This window comes from Arthrobacter sp. Cr_A7 (assembly GCF_029222765.1).
Classification (GTDB): domain Bacteria; phylum Actinomycetota; class Actinomycetes; order Actinomycetales; family Micrococcaceae; genus Arthrobacter.
In genome coordinates this window covers 1-17,071 of sequence record NZ_JARHXQ010000158.1, presented here as the reverse complement: position 1 = coordinate 17,071, position 17,071 = coordinate 1, and the positions used below count along the sequence as shown (strand labels likewise).

Genomic DNA, 17,071 nt, shown 5'->3' with positions numbered 1-17,071 from the left:
CGATCAGCCGGGAACCGGCCCCTGGTCCGTCGAGGGTGAAGACCCGGAAGGGCAACCGGGCACGGACGCCCAGACCGATGCTGGTGGAACCTTCGAAGCTATTCGCATAGACCACTTGCCGGAAGGTCTGGTAGCCGGCCACGTTGGACAGCTCAGCCTTGGCGGCCGGGTTGTAGGGGACGTTGCCGTTGCCGTCATAGGAGGGTGCGTTCACGACGACCTGCAGGCGCGCGTTGCCGTAGACCGGGATCGTGAAGCCGGTGCCGTCCTGGATGATCTCCGGGACGTACCTGACCGTGTAGCCCGTGACGGGGCCGTTGAGGTCGACCACCATGCGGTCGAAGCAGGGTTGCTGCCCGGTCCGGACGTTGGTGACGGATGCTGAGCTCATCTCGGGCGCGGTCTTAGCCTGAGATCCCCATGCGAGCCCGCAATAGGAGGCTGCCGAAGCGGGCCCCGGAGCCAGGATGCCCAGCCCAACGGCCGCCAGAAGCGCCGTGAGCCAGAGTAGGAGTTTTTTCATTGGGGTGCCATTCAGAGAGGTGGTGCGGCTGGATAGCTCAAGACTATGGAGCGTCAAGGCCCGAAACGAGGGTTGTTGCCGCTTCGGGGTGCAACTGTAAGGAAGGCCGCCTCCGGGTCACGCGCCAGTAAATCCCGCGGCTATTTGTCGGCCGTCTTAACCGTTTCGGTGCCGTTTCGCGCACCCGGCCGTAATGCTGGTAACGGCACCAGGACAGGACCAAACCTGCCCGGTGCGCTCTGCGGTCCTCTCATTGGCTGCTTCGAACAATCAGGGGTCCAATTGCTCCATCAAGACCTTGAGGTTGGCTAGCGCCTTCTCGTCGTCCCGCTTGAAGATCAGCTTCAGGAGGGGTACTGCGAACCGCGCCAGCCCAGCCACTTGGAAATCCACTTTGCTGATTAGTCGACAGGTATTAGCACCCGTAATGGTGGGCACGCGCCGGCAAGCACGAGTTGTCACTTTCCAAGTGTCTACATCCGCCCGGCTCTGGGACAACGCTTTTGCGGAATCCATGAACTGATGGATCTTGCCTGGAATGTGGTCGCTGACCGTGGTCCACTCCCGGGAGGTCGCGGTCCTGTTCCTGGGCACCCGGCCGGTGGACGCCATCGCCTTCCGCCACGACCTGCTGGGCGCCGACGGCCCGAAGAGCTACTTCACCAAAGCCTCGAAGTAAGCGATGACGAGGTGGTGGCCAACCCCACGCCCCTTCCCTGGCAATCAGGCGGCAACTGTGTCGCCATGGCGGTGGGCCACCTTCCATTCGCCGCCTTCGCGGCGGTATATCTGTGTTGCCCGCAGGATGTAGCTGCGGGGCTCACCGTCTACCGAAGTTGAAGTATGCTCCAGGCCCGCCGTGTAAGCCATGTCTCCCATGACGCCGTAGGCGAGTAGCTCGAACCTGTATGACGTGCAGTCGGAGAACTGCTTGGCGAGGCCGCTGAACAAATCAGCGAGCTCCTGCTGCCCAAAGGCGTTGCGCCAGGCGCCCAAAACGCTCACAGATTCCTCGCGGGACCAGATTGCCCGACGTGGGCCGGCGTCGCCGTTATGGATTGCCAGTTCCGCCTCGTACAGCGAGGTCCTCACCCAATCCAGAAAATCGCTTTGATCGCTCATTCCATCTCCCAGCTGACTCATGGAGAATCGCCGGACTTAGAACAAAAGTCCGTGCCGTTCGACAAGCGGCATTGTCGCCTCGAAGTCCACCTCGGCGCCGTACTCCGCCGCGAGGGCTGGAAGCGTGTCCGGGGAGTATTCGCCGCCCGGCTCGGCAAGCCGGCGGAACATTGCCTCGACTCCGCCCGGAACGATGATCTCCAGCACGCGGAGTTCGTCGTCGCCGGCATTCCAGAAGGTGTGCCAGCGTCCCCGTGGTTTCGAAACCAAATCTCCTGCCGTGGCAGTGATCTCGATTCCCTCCTCGATCACCGCGAGCGTGCCGGTCAGCACATAAGAATATTCGTCTTCGCGGCTGTGCCGGTGCATTGGCGCTGCCAGCATCTTCGGGCCGAGAACGTGTTCGACCAGCGCAATTCGGCCCGAGGAAGCCGCACTCTCAAGAAGGTACCGGTCTAAAAATCCGGGTTCTCCGGTCACGTCGCCGTCACCGGAGCGGACAACGTGAGGACCAGCTGGTGTGACCATACGGCCATGATAGGACCGCGGCCTCTGTGTGGGTACGCAAAAATCCCAGCAGTGTCTGCCATATTAGTGCCATCACGTAACCGGCAACCGAAAGGGCGAAGCGATGGGTGCATGGGGCTACATGCCGTTCGAAAACGACGACGCGCTGGGCTGGCTGGACGAACTCGAAGCTGGCGGTGCGAAAGTCGTGCGCGCAGCGCTCGCCAAAGTGGATGACGGCTACGTTGAGGCTCAGGAGGGCAACATTGCCATCGCCGCCGCCGACATCATTGCAGCCTGCCAGGGCAACGCGTCAGGGGACCTGCCGGAAAACGTTGCCGACTGGGTAACCGCCCACGGGGCCGCGCTCACTGCCGAGGACGTGGAGCTGGCACTGGAGGCCGTGGGCCGGGTGGCAGGGGAGGAATCCGAGCTGGCCGAGCTGTGGGACGACGCCGACGAACCGGAATGGCGCGAATCCCTCGAAGACCTCTCCGAAAGGCTGCGCGCGGCCTTGCGGTAGGGGGAAACGCCGGCGCACCCGTTACGTCTAAGCCGCCCTTTCATCGACGTTTCGGACCTCCACACTATGGACTGCGCGGGCGACTTCGCCGGGCGGCCGGCGCCGGGCTTTGACCAGAACAATCAGCATGGTCAGGACGGTGACCGTCCAGGCAATCGCGGCGAGGAACACCAGGCCGATTGCCACTAAGGGGTGCATGCTGAAAGTCTAGGACCCTGTGGCTTTGATTCTCGGACGCAACTCCGCAGTATCAAAGCAGGAATTTTCACAAGCAGGGATCCGAAGCCGGCGGACACGCGTGAGGGCACGAAAAAGGTGCGCCCTTCTCGCTGAGCGCACCCTTTTCGACTCCCCAGCCAAATCCCCATTCGACCGGACCCATAATAAGCATGCTTAGGATCTGGCTGGCAAGCCCTAGTAGAACGAGATGAGCTCCACGAGCTCCCCGACCCGGTCTTCCGGGTAGTTCCTGGCGATGTCTGCCTGGGTGAGGATTCCGACTAAATCGTGGCCGTCGATGACCGGCAGCCTGCGGACCTGGTGATCCTGCATCGTCCTGATGGCTTCTTCGATGGAGTCATCTGCTCCAACGGTCACCGGCTTGCCTTGACCAAAATCGCCCGCCTTGGCTGTGCGTGGGTCACCGCCCTCGGCGAAGCACTTGATGACAATGTCGCGGTCCGTGACCATGCCCTTGAGCCGGTTGTCCTCACCGCAGATGGGCAGTGCCCCAACATCCAGATCCTTCATCTTCCGCGCGGCCGCCTCCAGCGTTTCGTTTTCACCGATGCATTCAACGCCGCCGGTCATGATTTCACGTACTTTGGGCATGACGCTCTCCTATATTGGTTGTTCCGGTCCTCGGGCCAGCGCCAGTCCTGCCCCATTCCAGATGGGCCAACAAGCGCATCAAGGTCACGGATTAAAGGTAAGTATGCTGAGCGTTAGAGTCCAGATCGAATTGAAACTCGAGACTCGGGATTAGCTGGTCGGAGGTCACTCCGACCCCGAGGGGCAGCAGAACTTAGACGGCTGCCCCGTCATTGAGCTTGATTCTGGACCGGTGGCGAGAGGTGCCCCGAGCCCACTGCACCATAATCAATCCTGCCGTTGCTGCCCCGCCGGCGGGATCGTGCCGCCGGCCCCCGGCATCGCCCGTGACTTGATGCGGTGTGGTCACCGCGTCCGCTTCCCAGGGGAGCCGCAGCAGGCCGGCGCGATAGAGTCCGCGGTGCCGAATTACACGCTTATGACCGTTCGTTCCCGATGCCGGGGACCAGATGTCCGTGCTGCGGCAGATCTCCATGATGGTGTCGGTGTTCACCCATGCGGAAGGGGCACCTGCCCCCGCAGGCAGCCGCGGCGGCTCTCATGGGATATATCAGAATGACAGGCAGCCATTAGCTTTTGCTTGTTCATTGCCGTACTGAGATCAGGCAGCATCACTTCTGCGGGGTGAGTTATCAACCGACCAGGAGTTGGCCGGCCGACCGAGGAGGACTGGCCCACTTCTGAAGCCACCTGAGTTGTAAAAGAAGGTGTTCCCAGGGCTGGTCCTTGCCGTTAGGGTGATCACGGGCGGTGCCGATGAAGGATCGCCCGGTTGGGTAGTCAGGTGCCAGTAATGGAGCTGATTTTAGCGATTCGATTCTCGGGAGGAAGCATGACCAGTCCAGAGCAGGATCCAAGCCAGCAGGAAGGGCCCGCGGACGGTGGCGCGGCCGGCGTCCCCGGCATGCATGATGGGGGTGCCGACGGGGGAGCTGACAGCGGAGCCGACGGCGGGGCTGACAGCGGAGCCGACGGCGGGGCTGACAGCGGAGCCGACGGCGGGGCTGACAGCGGTGCCGACGGCGGGGCTGACAGCGGTGCCGATGGTGGAGCTGACAGCGGTGCCGACGGCGGAGCCGATGGGGGAGCCGCAGAACGGGGCATCTGAATTTTGAGCACCACCCGTACGGACTTTCAGGACCCCGGCGCCTTGGAAAGCGGCGGGGTCCTGGAGACACGCCTGATTGAGATTGGCCGTGAAAGGTTCGCCGACGACGTCTGGGGGCGCACAGCCCTGCTCACCCGTGGCGCAAGCGACTTCGCCGATCTGTTCTCTGCCGCGGCCGTCGACGAACTGGTCTCGCGCCGTGGACTGCGCACACCCTTTCTCCGCGTCGCCAAGGGCGGCACGACATTTCCCGACTCATCATTCACCGCAGCCGCCGGCGTCGGCGCCACTATCTCTGACCAGCTGGACGACACAGCGCTTTGGCGCAAATTCGCGGACGGTGCCACGCTCGTGCTGCAGGCACTGCACCGCACATGGGAGCCTGTATCGGACTTCAGCAGCAGGCTGAGCACCGAGCTCGGACATCCGGTGCAGGCCAACGCCTACATCACGCCGCCTCAAAACCGTGGGTTTGACGATCACTATGACGTGCACGACGTCTTCGTTCTGCAGATCGAGGGTACAAAGCGCTGGATCATTCACGAGCCGGTTCACACGGACCCGTTGCGTGACCAACCCTGGACTGATCGCCGGTCCACCGTGGCTGAGGCAGCGAAAGGGGAGGCCTATATCGATACGGTGCTGGAGCCCGGGGATGTCCTCTACCTGCCGCGTGGCTGGTTGCATGCTGCCCAGGCGCAGGGCGAGGTCTCCATCCACCTCACGCTTGGAATCCACAGCTGGACCCGCTACGCATTGGCCGAACAGCTCGCACAGGCCGCGCTCGCAGCGCTGTGCGACGATCCCGAGATGCGCCGTACATTGCCCTTGGGCGTGGACGGGCCAAATGGGGAGATCGACGTCGTCCGTGGGCGACTGGCGGCTGCCCTCGCTGAGGCTGATACCACTGCATTGTTCCACCGCACCCGGCGAGGACAGGGACGCCCCGCGCCGCTGGGACCGCTGGCCCAGCTCGCGGCCGTCGAAGGCTTAAGCCCCAAGTCTGCGGTGCGGCTTCGCGATGCACTGGAGGCACGGCTGGAGGGATTGCGCCTGACCACGCGCGTGGGTTGGCTCGACTTCCCGGAAGCCGATTTGCCGTCTGTGATGTGCGCGCTGGACGGCGAGGTCCACAGCGCGGGTGATCTCGGCGTCGGACTTGTTGAAAGGCTGTTGCGCGCGGGGGTCCTCGTTCCCGTTGAACAGTGACCCAGACAGTGAGTTCGCCGCAGTGGCGGCCACGGAGCGCTTTTTCTGCTCTGAAAGCGCCCGGTTGCGCAGCGATCCGATTGCAGGCACAGCGTCGCATGGCGTCGTCTGGGTCCTCATCGAGTACCGTGGCGGGTGGCCTCTGAATGGCTTCGAAGGGCTTGATCTCGAGCCTGAGACCAAAGCCATTGTGCTCTCCGCCGCGAAAGCGGCGCGGGCGCGGGTGCTGCTGGTGAGACGGCCCGGCCCCCGCCGCCGCGAGGGGCAGAGCCATTGGGCAGTACTGCACCATCAGGAATCGGGCGAGTATCGTCAGCGATGGGGAACGTGGGACAAGGATGAGGATCTCGCGGAGATTGCCACAGCCCTCAGCCTCCCCGGAACGCTCGGCCATCCGCCCGTCATCCTGGTCTGCACCCACAGTCAACATGACCAATGCTGTGCCGTATGGGGACGGCCCGTGGGACGTGCGCTGAGTGAGCGGTGGCCGGAGCTGGTGTGGGAATGCTCGCATGTAGGCGGTGACAGGTTCGCAGGCAATGTCGTTGTCGCGCCCGACGGTGTGTACTACGGGAATCTGGACGCTGAGTCGTCCGTCGCCACGATCGAAGAACACCTCGCCGGCCGTATCCACGCCGAATATTTGCGCGGTTATACTGATCTCTTCCCAGCACAGCAGGCCGCTGTCGCGGCCACGCTCGGACGTTTCGGCCCGGCCGGCCGGAATGACTACAGGGTTGTCGAGACCTCCCGCGACGGCGATCACTGGCGGATCCGCATCACCGGCCGACCGCCTCACCCGGCGCGTGTCGACGTCGAACTGCAGGCCCAGCCCGCCCCGCCGCGACAACTGACCTGCCGCGGGCCGGCGATGAGCTCGGCCACGGTCTACGAGCTCATTTTGATCCGCGCGGTCTAAAGGCCGGGTTTACCGAAGGCGGTTCGTTACTGGGGAAGTCGACGATGGCTGCACTCGTCGCGGCGACCCAGGCCTCGCTCGTGGTGCGCTGCGAAGCCACAACGGCTGGTAGCGCTGAGCGAAAAGCGCGTTCGGCACGACGAAGAACTGCCGCGCCCCCTGAAGTGAGGGCACGGCAGTCGACCATGCTCAGACTTCGGTGAGCTCCTCAACGGGTGCGCTCTTGACGGGTTCTTTGGACCGGATCATTCCGACGGCGACGGCGCTGATGAGTACGACGACACCGACGGCGAGGTAGAGCTGTACGGCGGACCAGGATGCATCGAGGAGGGCGCCGGTGATCAGCGGGGCAATGATGGCTCCGATTCGTCCGATGCCGATACCCCATCCGACGCCTGTGCTGCGGACCGATGCGGGGTAGAGGGCAGGAGCAAGCGTGTAGAGCCCGGCGATGCAGCCGTTGATCAGCATCCCGACGAGGACCCCTGCACCCAGGGCGAGCAGGATCACTGACGCGGAAGAGATGAAGACGACGATCATGACGGCGGAGAGCACCGTGAAGGCCACGAGGACCATCTTGCTGTTCCACTTGGTGGCGAGGATGCCGTAGAGGACCGAGCCAAAGATGCCGCCCAGGGTCAGCATCAGGCCTCCGGTAATGCCTTGGCTTTCCGACATGCCGGCGGTGACCAGGAGACGCGGGGTCCAGCTGTTGACGAAGTAGAAACCAAACATGGTGGTGAAAAACGCTACCCAGAGCAGAAGGGTGGAACGCCGGTTGGCGGGGGTCAGCAGGTCGGAAATGGGGTTGGTTTTTGCCTTGACGACGGTTTGGGCGTTTTGGAGGGCGTCGACTTCGGGATGACCGGTCTTGCGTGCGATCCGGTTGAGGCGGTCCAGGACGTTGCGGGGCCGCTTCGTTACGAGGAAGTCAACGGATTCGGGCAGGAGGAACAGTAGGACGGCCAGGATGCTGAGCGTGCAGATGCCGCCGAAAACAAAGACGGAGCGCCAGCCGTATTGGCTTTGGAGGGAAACTGCTGCGGCGCCTCCAAGCGTCGCTCCGATGCCGTATCCGGCGGTGTAGATGCTGATGGTCAATCCCCGGCGTTTTTTGGAGGAGTATTCGCTGGCAATGACGTTGGTGCAGGCAAGGATGCAACCAACACCCAGTCCTGTCAGGAAACGCCAGATGCCCAGCTGTGCCATGTTGTTCGCCGTTGCTGCCAGCAGCATGCCGGCACCTGCTGCGCCCACTGAGGCGATGATCATCGGGCGCCGTCCGACGATGTCAGCCAGTGGTGCGAGACAAAGGGAACCAATGGCCATACCCAAGAGCCCCGCGCTGAGCAGGACGCCTAGTTCGGAGCCGGTAAGACCAAACTCTTTGGTGACGCCGTTCGCGGTGAAGGCCATTGCGAGTACGTCAAAGCCATCGAGAGCATTGAGCAGGACACACATGCCGATGATGGCCCACTGATATGGCGACATTTTTGAGTTGTTGATGCGTTCACGCAGATCCATGGCGTCTTCCTTGAAACCTAGGAGGCTCCCTCGGGAGCTTTAGCTGTTGTGGCTGCACGAGGTGCGCAGCCCTGATGGGGAGATCAGAGTGTGTCTAGGACACGTCGATGGTGACAACGGCAGGGGTGGCAGAAGAATTGGCGTCTGTACGGGAACCTGTGGGGGAGCTGACGGCCCGTGAAACGCAGCAGCACATCTTTTCTGCAGCGTGTTGCTGCCGTTCGCTGTAGAAAACGTCGCGGTGGTCGACGGCGGCGCCGTCCAAGTTCAGGATGCGCACCTCGCACAGGCCGCACTCGCCCTTGCGGCAGTCGAACATCATGTCCACGCCGGCGTCCTCGAGTGCTTCGAGCATGGAGCGGCCCTGCCCGACTTTTGCTTCGATGCCAAGCCGTGGAATGCGGACGAGGAACTCCTTCGGGTCGTACCAGCCGGAGTTTCCGAACGTCTCGTAGCGCAAGTCGGGCAGCACCAGTTCGCGCTCGGTCCAGCTGCGGCGGACTGCATCCATCAGCCGGATAGGTCCGCACATGTAGAGTTCGGTGCCCGGGTCGATTCCCCCCACCAAGGCGTTCACGTCCAAGCTGCTTCCCTCGTCGTCGACGTGGACCTGCAGCCGGGCCCCGTGGATCTCCTGCAGGTCCTGCAGATAGGCCATAGCAGCGCGGGTCCGCCCCGCGTAGACCAGGGTGTAGTCGGCCTTGACGTTGCGAAGTACCGCCGCCATGTTCATGATCGCGGTGATGCCGATGCCGCCGGCCAGCAGAACGTACCGCTCTGCCCCGACCCGCAGCGGGAAGTTTTGCAGGGGCTGCGTGATGCGGAGTGTGTCACCCGGCTTGAGCGTGTGCATGTAGACCGATCCGCCCCGCGAAACGGGTGCCTTGAAGACGCTGATGACCAGGGTCTTCCCGAGGTCCTTGGATTCCACTATTGAGTAGGAGCGTTTCTCCTGCCCGCCGTCGATAGTGGCAAGGAGGTCGATGTGGGATCCGGGCTCTGCATGCTTCGGTGCTGACGGTTCCAGTTCAATGCGCCGGATTCCCGCGGCCACATCCGAGATGGCCACCACCGTTGCGGACTGCCAGACTTCGTTGTTGGTTGCTGCCATAGTCTTTTTCCTTGAGTCCTTGGCTGTTCAGAGGGCCGCTGCCAGGCGGCCCTCTGCCTGGAGCATGCGCTCGATCAGCCGACGGACCCACATGCCGCCGGCGTCGATGTTCAGGTTGTAAAACTCGTAATCGGGGTTGGCGTCGATGGCTTCCTGCTGGGCCTTCAACATCGCCTCGTCCTCCCCGAACACGCCGTGCACGCCGTTGCGAAGTTGGGTGGTGATGAGCTGGCTGTCCAGCCGATAGTTGCGCATGAAGGCCCAGAAGTAGTGGCAGGTCTTGGCGGTTTCCGGGCTGATCGTGTTCATGACGTAGCCGTTGACACCTTGGCTGCGGTCGCCGTCGGGCGCGCCGGTGCCGGCTTTGGCGACGCCGACGTCAATGCGGATAGTAGAGGGCGCCTCGAAGCGGATAATCTGCCAGCGGTCCACTTTGCCTTCGAACCCGGGGAACTTGTCCCGCATGTTCTTGAGCCAGAACGGAGGGGCATCGATGTTGAGCATCCACCGGGACACGGTGACTGTTCGGTCATCGTGCGAGACCACGAAGTCGGATTCACTGAGCTCGTCTTGGCCGATGCTGGAGGCGTGAACGAATTCTTCGTGCGTAAGGTCCATCAGGTTGTCCAGGACCAACTGGTAATTGCAGGGAGCGAAAATGGTCTCCCCGTCGCCGGCCCATTCCTGGCTGTCCATCTGATGCATGTCGGGGACAAGATCGGGGTCGGCCTGGGTCGGGTCCCCCAGCCACACCCAAACAAACCGATGGCGTTCCACGACGGGGAAGGAGGGGACAGTGGCCGAGGGGTTGATGGTCTCCTGCGCCGGCATGGACGCGCAGCGGCCGGCAGAGTTGTAGACGATGCCGTGGTACGGACACTGGATGCCGTCCTTGCCGACTGTTTTCCCCATGGACAACGGCGCCAGACGGTGCCAGCACGCGTCCGCGAGAGCAACGGCCTTGCCGTCCTCTGTGCGGTAAAGCGCCAGCGGCCGGTCAGCAATCGTGCGGGCCATGGGTTTGCGCGTAACCTCGTGGTCCCAAGCAGCGACGTACCACGCATTCAGCGGGTGGCCGAGGACTTTAGCGGTGGTGGAACTACTGGACTGGAGCACAGTCATCTTTGACCTCTTTCCGGTGCCGGCGGACGTGTCTTACGCATGCCAGGCGAATGAAGAATCTTTGGGGAACGCCGCAACTATCTATGTCCATAGTTGGTGGCTTGGGTCACAGACTATCTATCGATATAGTTATTAGCAAGACCTTGAAGGGAACCCACTGTGAGTCTGCGTTACGCGCTTTTGGCTTTGCTTTCCGTCGAGCCAATGACCGGTTACGACCTGGCAAAACGATTCGAGTCCTCGGTTGCCTTCGTCTGGCATGCACCTGATTCGCAGATCTATCCTGAGCTGCGGAAGATGGCCAAGGAAGGTCTGCTGCAAGCGGAGGAGGTTTCGTGGGGCCCCCGGGGTAAGAAGACGCAGTACCGCATCACTGAAGAAGGGCGGGCCGCGTTCCGGGCATGGATGCGTGAGCCGGTGGAGTATTCCCGTGAGCGCGACCCCGTGCACCTTAAGGCTGCCTACCTGGAGTGGGCTGAACCCAAGGCGGCACGGGAGCATATGCAGGCCCACATTGACTATCACACGATGCGCCGCGATCAATGGGCGGAGATGATCGACCAGTTGCGGGCAGGAACAAACGAGATGTTGAGCAAACGCTTGGCTGCCACTGCTGAGGCTGACCGCCAGCGGACTGTTGAATACAAGGTCTTCACCTATGAAGGCCTGATTGCCCGGGCGGAGACGGAGATCGAGTGGGGCAAACGGGGACTCAAACTCATCGATTCACTCTCGGGACCCGTAGGGGAGGATAGCTGACTAGACTTCGCTGACAACGCTTTCCTTCCCGGTCCACTCTGTGACGCCAGGGATACTTCGAGGGTCCGACGCCCTTGGACATGGTGTTCAGCGCCTCCGGAACCCGTGCAGCGGAAGGGTCAGGCCAGCCAGCGCCACCAACGAGACTGGCCCGGTTCCGGCGTCGGTTCCGGCTCCGGCTCCGGTTCCTCGCCCAAGGCCAGCGCGGCCTGGACGATGTCGTCCGCGGTAAGCGTCATGACGGCCTCACGATCGAGCGCGTCGAGACTTTGTTCCTCGTCGAGCGACAGCCGCAGCGCCTGGCGGTTGAGCGCCTGCTCGAACAGCGTGCGGGCGAACCGTGCGTTGCCGGAGTCCTCGCCCGCGTGGAGCCCGGTGAGGATGCGGCGCAGCATTTGGTCCGCGCCCGGCTCCAGCATGTACTCGTGCTGGGCCAGCATCTGGTGGAAGATCGTCTGAAGTGCGTCGACGGAATAGTCGGGGAACGTGATCTCGCGGGCGAACCGGGAGCGCAGCCCGGGGTTCGAGAGTAAGAAGGACTCCATCAGCCGCGGGTACCCGGCCACGATCACGACCAGGCGGTGGCGGTGATCCTCCATCCGCTTGAGCAGGACCTCGATCGCCTCGGGGCCGAAGTCCATCCGGCCGTCCTCCGGGGCCAGCGCGTAGGCCTCGTCAATGAACAGGACGCCGTCCAGCGCACGCCGGATCACCCTGTCCGTCTTGATGGCGGTCGCGCCGACGTACTGCCCCACCAGCCCGGAACGGTCGACTTCGACCAGGTGGCCTTTCTGCAGCAGTCCGACCGCGCGGTACATCTCGGCCAGGAGCCGCGCCACTGTGGTTTTGCCCGTGCCAGGGTTTCCGAGGAACACCAGATGCTGTGATGTGGCCACCTCCGGCAGGCCGTGCGCCTTGCGGCGGGCCTGGACCTGGAGCAGTGCCACGAGGGCCCGCACCTGTTCTTTCACGGTCTCCAGTCCGACCAGCGCGTCGAGCTCGGCCTGGACCTCGGACAGCGGCCGGGCCGGCCCGGGCCTCGCGCCGATGAGATCGCCGACCAGGTCGTCGACGCGCTCCGAACTGGGCAGCTTGAGCTGATCGGCCAGATGGCCGATTGTTTCGCGCAGGTCGTCAAGCGGATGGCGGCTGGGAGCCATGCATCAACTGTAGTACTAGATTCCCGGCCCACGTGGGTTTGGCCTCACCAGTAGCCTGGGAGTCATGGTTCAGCCTTGGCCTCCTCCTCGTGCGTGAGCCGCCGCTCATCGGCCTGCAGGATGCCGTCGCGGACGGCGGCGCGGATGACGCCGTAGAGGACGTAGAAGAAGACCCCCGAGAAGACCACGGTCAGGACAAAGCTGTCTGTCAAGGGCCGTCATCCTTGTTCGCCCTCCGCCGGCCAGTATTGTTGCGCGCCTGATGCGGACGCCCGGAGCTGGCCGCCGTCGATCGTGATCGAAGTTTCAGGAACTCCGAGCTCTGCCCATTGGGCCACCAGCCGGAGGTCCCCATCCGGCGGCAACGGCCAAAGCCACAAGGTGCCCTTGCCGGCCATTTCGTCGTCGCTTCCGTTGCCACCGTTGCCTCGCAGGATGAGGATCGGCGGGTCGGGCTGCTTCGCAGTTCCCGGAGGATAGCGGGAGTGCAGCATTGAATCGGCCCGGGCCTTGGTCCCGTCGGCCAATTGGACACCGAAGAGCAGGGCTGCGAAGGGACGTCGTTCTATGGCCTGCATGCTGTGAGGGTGACCGAAGAATGCCCCATTCAGCTGGGCCCAGGCTTCATCGTCTTCCTCAGCCCGTCGGAGCGTCCATGTCAGATCGAGGGAGCAGCCGGTCGAATAGACCTTTGCGAGCTCGACGGCGAGTACAAAGCTGCGGCTGCGATGCAGGAACTGCCCGATATGAACAACTGCCGGCAGCTCATGGGCCGGCGCGCCAGCCCAGGCCGGGGGAACGTACCTGACGGTCCTGCCGCGGCGCGGTTCTTCGGGTACGGGCAGGTCTTCAAAGAAGGTCATGGACATCCTTGGTTCGCTGGCGGCGACCGACCAGCGGGACGACGGCGTGAGCCGCCGTGGATCCCCCAATCCGTCCTTACCCGGCTCAGTCTAGCTCTGGCAAGCTTTTTCACCCTTCCCGGGTAGGCGCAGGCTGGTCCAAGCCCTACTGATTGCCTCTTCTCCTGGTGCTTCCGTCAGGCCATGATTAGCCTTATGGCCACGTTGTGCAGCCAGCCAAATCACAGCTGGGCAAGCCCCCGGAAAAGACATCACCATGATCCGGAAACTGCTTTGCAGATGGGGAATCGGCCATCACTGGCTGGCCCGAATGAACGACGGCGAGTATCGCCGCCAATGCAGCTACTGCGGGAAGGAAGATTCCCACAGTGCCCGGTGGTCGGGGAGGCTCGCTCATGGGGACCACCCTGAACATCCACACACCCGCGACTACTACTAGACGCTCTATCTCGCTGAGCCTAGGCTCCGCAAGCCCCATGTGGGTCCATCATTCCAGGTACAGAGAGCTGCGATGCGAGGAGGATGCCATGATCCAGGCCCTGTTGTGCAAGCTGAACATTCGGCACGATTGGCACATTGAGCATGCCGAAGACGGGGGCGTATATAAACGCTGTCGCAGATGTGGCAAGGACGACGACAGCGGCGGGGGAGGAACAGGAGGCAACTACAGCGCGTGGATAGGTCCGACGGCGGGAGGGTAACGCCACTCAGCCACCTACAGAGTGCGCCTCCATGGGGGTTCCTGTCACGGAGCCCAACTACCTTGGCCCGTGGACGTCGACGCCGGTCGCGTTCCACCACGAGCTGCTGGAGGTATGTAAAGAGGGGGACTGACACTGTTTACATCCGCCCGAGCCCGGGACCACAATGGGTCCAATCAAGGCCTCCGTGCTGGGAGAGGCGGCACCGGCTGCTCGCCGCGGCCGGCAAGCGGAGGAGTTTCCATGACCATCTTGAAAATGACGACTGAAGCCGAAGCAACAGGCCTCACCGCTCAAATTTACGACGACGATCGCCGGTCACTCGGCTACGTTCCGAGCCACACAAAGGCCATGAGCTTGAACCCGGAGGCCTTTCTGGCATGGGAGTCGCTCACCCAGGCCATCAGCAGCTCATTAGGGCTACGTAGGTACGAACTGGTGACCCTGGCCGCCGCTCAAGCCATCGGCTCATCCCACTGCAGGTTGGCCCACGGGAAAAAGACGCTCAGCATCATGAGTGAAGAGGAACTGCTTGCCATCGCAAGAGACTTTCACGATGCCGGTCTGTCCGAGGCGGAGGTAGCGATGATGGACTATGCAGTGAAACTCTGCACGGACGCGGCCGCCATGACGGACGGGGACACGCAGCGGCTCCGGGACTTGGGCTACAGCGACCGTGAGATCGTGGACATCACCATGGCGGCCGCTGCACGAAACTTCATCAGCCGGTCGGTCCTGGCTATGGCAGTTGACCTCGACGTTCCAAGGGAGATGAGCGAAGAGCTGAAGAGTGCGCTACTGACCCCCCTGTTCCCGCTGAAAGTGCCTGGACTCGGCAGCATCACGTAAAAGGATTTAGGTACGTATGTTGCCGAACTGATGCCTCAATCAATACGGCGGAGGGCAGTCATGAAGACTCCGGCTCTCGAACAACAAACGATTAGCCGCCTCGTCCAAAAGGCGACAAAGGCAGCGCATGAAGTCGACGTATCTGGCTGGACAATCACGACAATCAGCACGGGAGGGGGAGAAGCGGCCGGCATCTACAGGCTCAGTGGGCATGGTTCAAATTGAACTTAGCCCTTGTTTACAGATGTCGCACGCGGGGAACTCAAAGGGGCGCTGAGGTTGGCAGTGCCGTACGCGGTCTTGGTGGCATAGTTGTAAATCACCACGCTCAAGACCGGCTCCGGCATGGTGTCCCACGCCTGGGAGTCCATCACAAAGGGCTGGGTGGCGCCAGCTCGGAACGGGCCGACCTCCAGCATTTTGGTCGATGACAACACAGACACCCCGCCGGCACCGGGAGTCAGAGTACCGGGACTTAGCATGACGCGGAGATCATCGCCGGGGCCCGTCGCCATATTCTCGAGCTGCAGGATTGCGCCGGACTCGTTTACCTCGACGGTGGCCGTACCAGTGGTAGAGACAGCCTGGGACTGAAATGTCCCCACCAATGTCTTGGACCTAGCCGAGGGAGTGCTAAGAGTCGCGGGGGACTCGGCCTGCCGGAGTTCTTGTTCTTGCCCCGGATCGGCGTACGTACAGCCGGTGAGTCCCCCTGCAAGAATTCCAGCGAGCACCGCAACTGCGATCCGTTTCATCATCCCCCCTGATTCTTGTCCTGGGCACCCTACATGACGCGCTGGAACGGCAGTGCCTTCATTCACCGAAATGGCTGGACGGCTCCTGGCCGGCCGGTACTCCCATGCACAAGTTCCCTTTCCTGGGCGTATCGAAGTGCACCGGCAGTCCTCAGACCTCGAAGAGAGCTTGCGCTAAGCGAGGCGATTCTCGAAACTCGAGACTAGGCGGCTTTGGGCGGATCCGATCTTGGGGGCGGAGTAATCAGTGGATATGAAACCGGAAGTTGGCGAACCCGCTGCGGGGCCTTGGCGAGCCGAAGCGCTGGAAGGCTTGGTGCGGCGGCTGCTGCCGGCGGCGGGACTACGTCCGAACCGCCCCTGGATTGTAGCGGTAGATGGAAGGAGCGGGGCAGGGAAGACCAGCTTGGTTGATCGCTTACTGGCTCAAGTGCCGGACTCGGATGTCGTTCACACGGACGATGTAGCGTGGCATCTCTCGTTTTTTGACTGGGCCGATGAGCTCCGTAACGGTGTCCTCGAACCCCTGCTTAGGGGCGAGGCCGTCCACTATCGTCCGCCGGGCTGGGTGGCCCGAGAGCGTCCGGGTGCCATCGCTTTACCCGCCGGACGTTCCGTGGTGTAGGTGGAGGGGAGCGGATCATCCCGCCAGGCGTTGACGGACCTCATCGATGCTTCGATCTGGGTGCAGTGTGACAACCTTGAAGCCCGACGCCGCCTCAGGGCTCGAGATGGGCAGGAAGAAGAAGAGCTGCACAGGGAGTGGGAAGAACAGGAAATTCCCTTCCTGCTTCAAGACCGGCCATGGGAGCGGGCCACAGCGATCGTGGCCGGAAGGCCGTTGCTGGAGCACGATCCGAATACGCAGGTAGTAACCGCGCAGCTGGCACCAGCACGCGCGGAAGTCATCTAACGCACGAACTTACTAATTTCGCCTCCACTCCGACGTGACAGCGGGAGAGGTTTAAAGACAACGCGGTTGGTGCACCACCTCCACTATCTGGGTGGTGCACCAACCGCTCTCGCGTCCCTGCAAGGAACCCTGCCTTGCCTGGGACTTAGTTGCTAAGGAACCCTGCCTTGCCTGGGACTTAGTTGCTGAGGTAGCCGTTCGGGTCCAGGACATACTTTGTAGCGGCTCCGGCATCGAATTCCGCATACCCCTGCGGAGCATCCTCGAGCTTTATGGCCGTGGCGTTGACCGCCTTGGCGATCTGGATCCTGTCATGCAGGATCGCCATCATCAGCTGCCGGTTGTACTTCATGACCGGGCACTGGCCGGTCGCGAAGGAGAGGGATTTTGCCCAGCCGGTGCCCAGGGACAGGGACAGGCTGCCCTTCTGGGCCGCCTCGTCCACGGCACCCGGATCCCCGGTGACGTACAGGCCGGGAATGCCGACGGAGCCGCCGGCGGCGGTGAGGTCCATCAGCGAATTGAGCACGGTGGCCGGTGCCTCCTGGGCCCCGGCGCCGTGTCCGTGACCG

At 62.7% G+C, this 17,071-nt stretch carries 20 protein-coding genes and 1 pseudogene; 8 read left to right on the top strand and 13 right to left on the bottom strand.

Going from position 1 to position 17,071, the window contains the following annotated elements; translation table 11 throughout:
- On the bottom strand, positions 1–523 hold a 523-nt coding region (locus P2Q66_RS09985; protein WP_275727674.1), incomplete at its 3' end, for a hypothetical protein.
- Positions 524–1,061: 538 nt separating this feature from the next.
- Between P2Q66_RS09985 and P2Q66_RS09980 the strand changes: the two genes are divergently transcribed.
- Entirely contained in the window at positions 1,062–1,202 is a 141-nt protein-coding gene (locus P2Q66_RS09980; RefSeq protein WP_275727673.1) for a hypothetical protein, read from the top strand.
- A gap of 44 nt (positions 1,203–1,246) precedes the next feature.
- Here P2Q66_RS09980 and P2Q66_RS09975 read toward each other — a convergent pair whose 3' ends face one another.
- Together P2Q66_RS09975 and P2Q66_RS09970 are read right to left on the bottom strand one after the other, a co-directional pair.
- Positions 1,247–1,645 carry a nuclear transport factor 2 family protein gene (locus tag P2Q66_RS09975; RefSeq protein WP_275727672.1) on the bottom strand — a complete coding sequence of 133 codons (399 nt, stop codon included), beginning with the start codon at positions 1,643–1,645 and terminating at the stop codon, positions 1,247–1,249.
- Positions 1,646–1,681: 36 nt separating this feature from the next.
- On the bottom strand, positions 1,682–2,173 hold the full coding sequence (locus P2Q66_RS09970; protein ID WP_275727670.1) for a cupin domain-containing protein: 492 nt from the start codon (positions 2,171–2,173) through the stop codon (positions 1,682–1,684).
- Positions 2,174–2,276: 103 nt separating this feature from the next.
- Between P2Q66_RS09970 and P2Q66_RS09965 the strand changes: the two genes are divergently transcribed.
- Positions 2,277–2,675, top strand: coding sequence for a DUF4259 domain-containing protein (locus P2Q66_RS09965; RefSeq protein ID WP_079595927.1), 399 nt, complete (start codon positions 2,277–2,279; stop codon positions 2,673–2,675).
- Positions 2,676–2,702: 27 nt separating this feature from the next.
- Here the strand turns inward: P2Q66_RS09965 and P2Q66_RS09960 are convergent, their stop codons facing one another.
- The gene (locus tag P2Q66_RS09960) at positions 2,703–2,873 is read right to left on the bottom strand and encodes a hypothetical protein (protein ID WP_275727667.1); all 171 of its coding nucleotides are present in this window, start codon (positions 2,871–2,873) and stop codon (positions 2,703–2,705) included.
- Between the two features lie 216 nt (positions 2,874–3,089).
- Positions 3,090–3,506: a CBS domain-containing protein gene (locus P2Q66_RS09955; RefSeq protein WP_079595928.1), complete on the bottom strand. Its 417-nt coding sequence runs from the start codon at positions 3,504–3,506 to the stop codon at positions 3,090–3,092.
- A gap of 832 nt (positions 3,507–4,338) precedes the next feature.
- On the opposite strand from P2Q66_RS09955, the gene P2Q66_RS09950 reads away from it, so the two are divergent.
- The 3 genes from P2Q66_RS09950 to P2Q66_RS09940 are packed head-to-tail and all read left to right on the top strand — an operon-like array spanning position 4,339 to position 6,742.
- Complete coding sequence (locus P2Q66_RS09950) at positions 4,339–4,614, top strand: BatC protein (protein WP_275727666.1); 276 nt, start codon at positions 4,339–4,341, stop codon at positions 4,612–4,614.
- A gap of 3 nt (positions 4,615–4,617) precedes the next feature.
- A complete protein-coding gene (locus P2Q66_RS09945; RefSeq protein WP_275727662.1) occupies positions 4,618–5,823 on the top strand; it encodes a cupin domain-containing protein in 1,206 nt (401 codons plus the stop codon).
- Between the two features lie 22 nt (positions 5,824–5,845).
- A complete protein-coding gene (locus tag P2Q66_RS09940) occupies positions 5,846–6,742 on the top strand; it encodes a sucrase ferredoxin (protein ID WP_275727660.1) in 897 nt (298 codons plus the stop codon).
- Between the two features lie 189 nt (positions 6,743–6,931).
- Here the strand turns inward: P2Q66_RS09940 and P2Q66_RS09935 are convergent, their stop codons facing one another.
- From P2Q66_RS09935 to P2Q66_RS09925, 3 genes are all read right to left on the bottom strand, one after another.
- A complete protein-coding gene (locus tag P2Q66_RS09935; RefSeq protein WP_275727659.1) occupies positions 6,932–8,266 on the bottom strand; it encodes an MFS transporter in 1,335 nt (444 codons plus the stop codon).
- A 94-nt stretch (positions 8,267–8,360) separates the two neighbouring features.
- Positions 8,361–9,377: a PDR/VanB family oxidoreductase gene (locus tag P2Q66_RS09930; RefSeq protein WP_275727657.1), complete on the bottom strand. Its 1,017-nt coding sequence runs from the start codon at positions 9,375–9,377 to the stop codon at positions 8,361–8,363.
- A gap of 27 nt (positions 9,378–9,404) precedes the next feature.
- Positions 9,405–10,499, bottom strand: a complete 1,095-nt coding sequence (locus P2Q66_RS09925) for an aromatic ring-hydroxylating dioxygenase subunit alpha (RefSeq protein ID WP_079595935.1) — start codon at positions 10,497–10,499, stop codon at positions 9,405–9,407.
- Positions 10,500–10,658: 159 nt separating this feature from the next.
- Between P2Q66_RS09925 and P2Q66_RS09920 the strand changes: the two genes are divergently transcribed.
- Positions 10,659–11,258 carry a PadR family transcriptional regulator gene (locus tag P2Q66_RS09920; protein ID WP_275727654.1) on the top strand — a complete coding sequence of 200 codons (600 nt, stop codon included), beginning with the start codon at positions 10,659–10,661 and terminating at the stop codon, positions 11,256–11,258.
- Between the two features lie 119 nt (positions 11,259–11,377).
- Here P2Q66_RS09920 and P2Q66_RS09915 read toward each other — a convergent pair whose 3' ends face one another.
- From P2Q66_RS09915 to P2Q66_RS09905, 3 genes are all read right to left on the bottom strand, one after another.
- Positions 11,378–12,418: an AAA family ATPase gene (locus tag P2Q66_RS09915; protein ID WP_079595937.1), complete on the bottom strand. Its 1,041-nt coding sequence runs from the start codon at positions 12,416–12,418 to the stop codon at positions 11,378–11,380.
- A gap of 62 nt (positions 12,419–12,480) precedes the next feature.
- On the bottom strand, positions 12,481–12,630 hold the full coding sequence (locus P2Q66_RS09910) for a hypothetical protein (protein WP_275727653.1): 150 nt from the start codon (positions 12,628–12,630) through the stop codon (positions 12,481–12,483).
- A 6-nt stretch (positions 12,631–12,636) separates the two neighbouring features.
- Positions 12,637–13,281: a hypothetical protein gene (locus P2Q66_RS09905; RefSeq protein ID WP_275727651.1), complete on the bottom strand. Its 645-nt coding sequence runs from the start codon at positions 13,279–13,281 to the stop codon at positions 12,637–12,639.
- Positions 13,282–14,225: 944 nt separating this feature from the next.
- Between P2Q66_RS09905 and P2Q66_RS09900 the strand changes: the two genes are divergently transcribed.
- Positions 14,226–14,831, top strand: a complete 606-nt coding sequence (locus tag P2Q66_RS09900; protein ID WP_275727649.1) for a peroxidase-related enzyme — start codon at positions 14,226–14,228, stop codon at positions 14,829–14,831.
- A 227-nt stretch (positions 14,832–15,058) separates the two neighbouring features.
- On the opposite strand, the gene P2Q66_RS09895 is transcribed toward P2Q66_RS09900, so the two are convergent.
- Positions 15,059–15,586, bottom strand: coding sequence for a DM13 domain-containing protein (locus P2Q66_RS09895; RefSeq protein WP_275727676.1), 528 nt, complete (start codon positions 15,584–15,586; stop codon positions 15,059–15,061).
- 655 nt (positions 15,587–16,241) lie between these two features.
- Here P2Q66_RS09895 and P2Q66_RS09890 point away from each other — a divergent pair.
- Positions 16,242–16,499 (top strand): hypothetical protein, encoded by a 258-nt coding sequence (locus P2Q66_RS09890; RefSeq protein WP_275727647.1) that lies wholly within the window; start codon positions 16,242–16,244, stop codon positions 16,497–16,499.
- A gap of 178 nt (positions 16,500–16,677) precedes the next feature.
- Here P2Q66_RS09890 and P2Q66_RS09885 read toward each other — a convergent pair.
- Positions 16,678–17,071 (bottom strand): annotated as a pseudogene (locus P2Q66_RS09885) (formaldehyde dehydrogenase, glutathione-independent); the annotation flags it as partial.

Excerpts from the sequence above, each read along its gene's own strand:
- P2Q66_RS09980 (WP_275727673.1), top strand. The coding sequence starts at position 1,062 with ATGTGGTCGCTGACCGTGGTCCACTCCCGGGAGGTCGCGGTCCTGTTC.
- P2Q66_RS09975 (WP_275727672.1), bottom strand. The coding sequence starts at position 1,645 with ATGAGCGATCAAAGCGATTTTCTGGATTGGGTGAGGACCTCGCTGTAC.
- P2Q66_RS09970 (WP_275727670.1), bottom strand. The coding sequence starts at position 2,173 with ATGGTCACACCAGCTGGTCCTCACGTTGTCCGCTCCGGTGACGGCGAC.
- P2Q66_RS09965 (WP_079595927.1), top strand. The coding sequence starts at position 2,277 with ATGGGTGCATGGGGCTACATGCCGTTCGAAAACGACGACGCGCTGGGC.
- P2Q66_RS09960 (WP_275727667.1), bottom strand. The coding sequence starts at position 2,873 with ATGCACCCCTTAGTGGCAATCGGCCTGGTGTTCCTCGCCGCGATTGCC.
- P2Q66_RS09955 (WP_079595928.1), bottom strand. The coding sequence starts at position 3,506 with ATGCCCAAAGTACGTGAAATCATGACCGGCGGCGTTGAATGCATCGGT.
- P2Q66_RS09950 (WP_275727666.1), top strand. The coding sequence starts at position 4,339 with ATGACCAGTCCAGAGCAGGATCCAAGCCAGCAGGAAGGGCCCGCGGAC.
- P2Q66_RS09935 (WP_275727659.1), bottom strand. The coding sequence starts at position 8,266 with ATGGATCTGCGTGAACGCATCAACAACTCAAAAATGTCGCCATATCAG.
- P2Q66_RS09930 (WP_275727657.1), bottom strand. The coding sequence starts at position 9,377 with ATGGCAGCAACCAACAACGAAGTCTGGCAGTCCGCAACGGTGGTGGCC.
- P2Q66_RS09925 (WP_079595935.1), bottom strand. The coding sequence starts at position 10,499 with ATGACTGTGCTCCAGTCCAGTAGTTCCACCACCGCTAAAGTCCTCGGC.
- P2Q66_RS09915 (WP_079595937.1), bottom strand. The coding sequence starts at position 12,418 with ATGGCTCCCAGCCGCCATCCGCTTGACGACCTGCGCGAAACAATCGGC.
- P2Q66_RS09905 (WP_275727651.1), bottom strand. The coding sequence starts at position 13,281 with ATGACCTTCTTTGAAGACCTGCCCGTACCCGAAGAACCGCGCCGCGGC.
- P2Q66_RS09900 (WP_275727649.1), top strand. The coding sequence starts at position 14,226 with ATGACCATCTTGAAAATGACGACTGAAGCCGAAGCAACAGGCCTCACC.
- P2Q66_RS09895 (WP_275727676.1), bottom strand. The coding sequence starts at position 15,586 with ATGAAACGGATCGCAGTTGCGGTGCTCGCTGGAATTCTTGCAGGGGGA.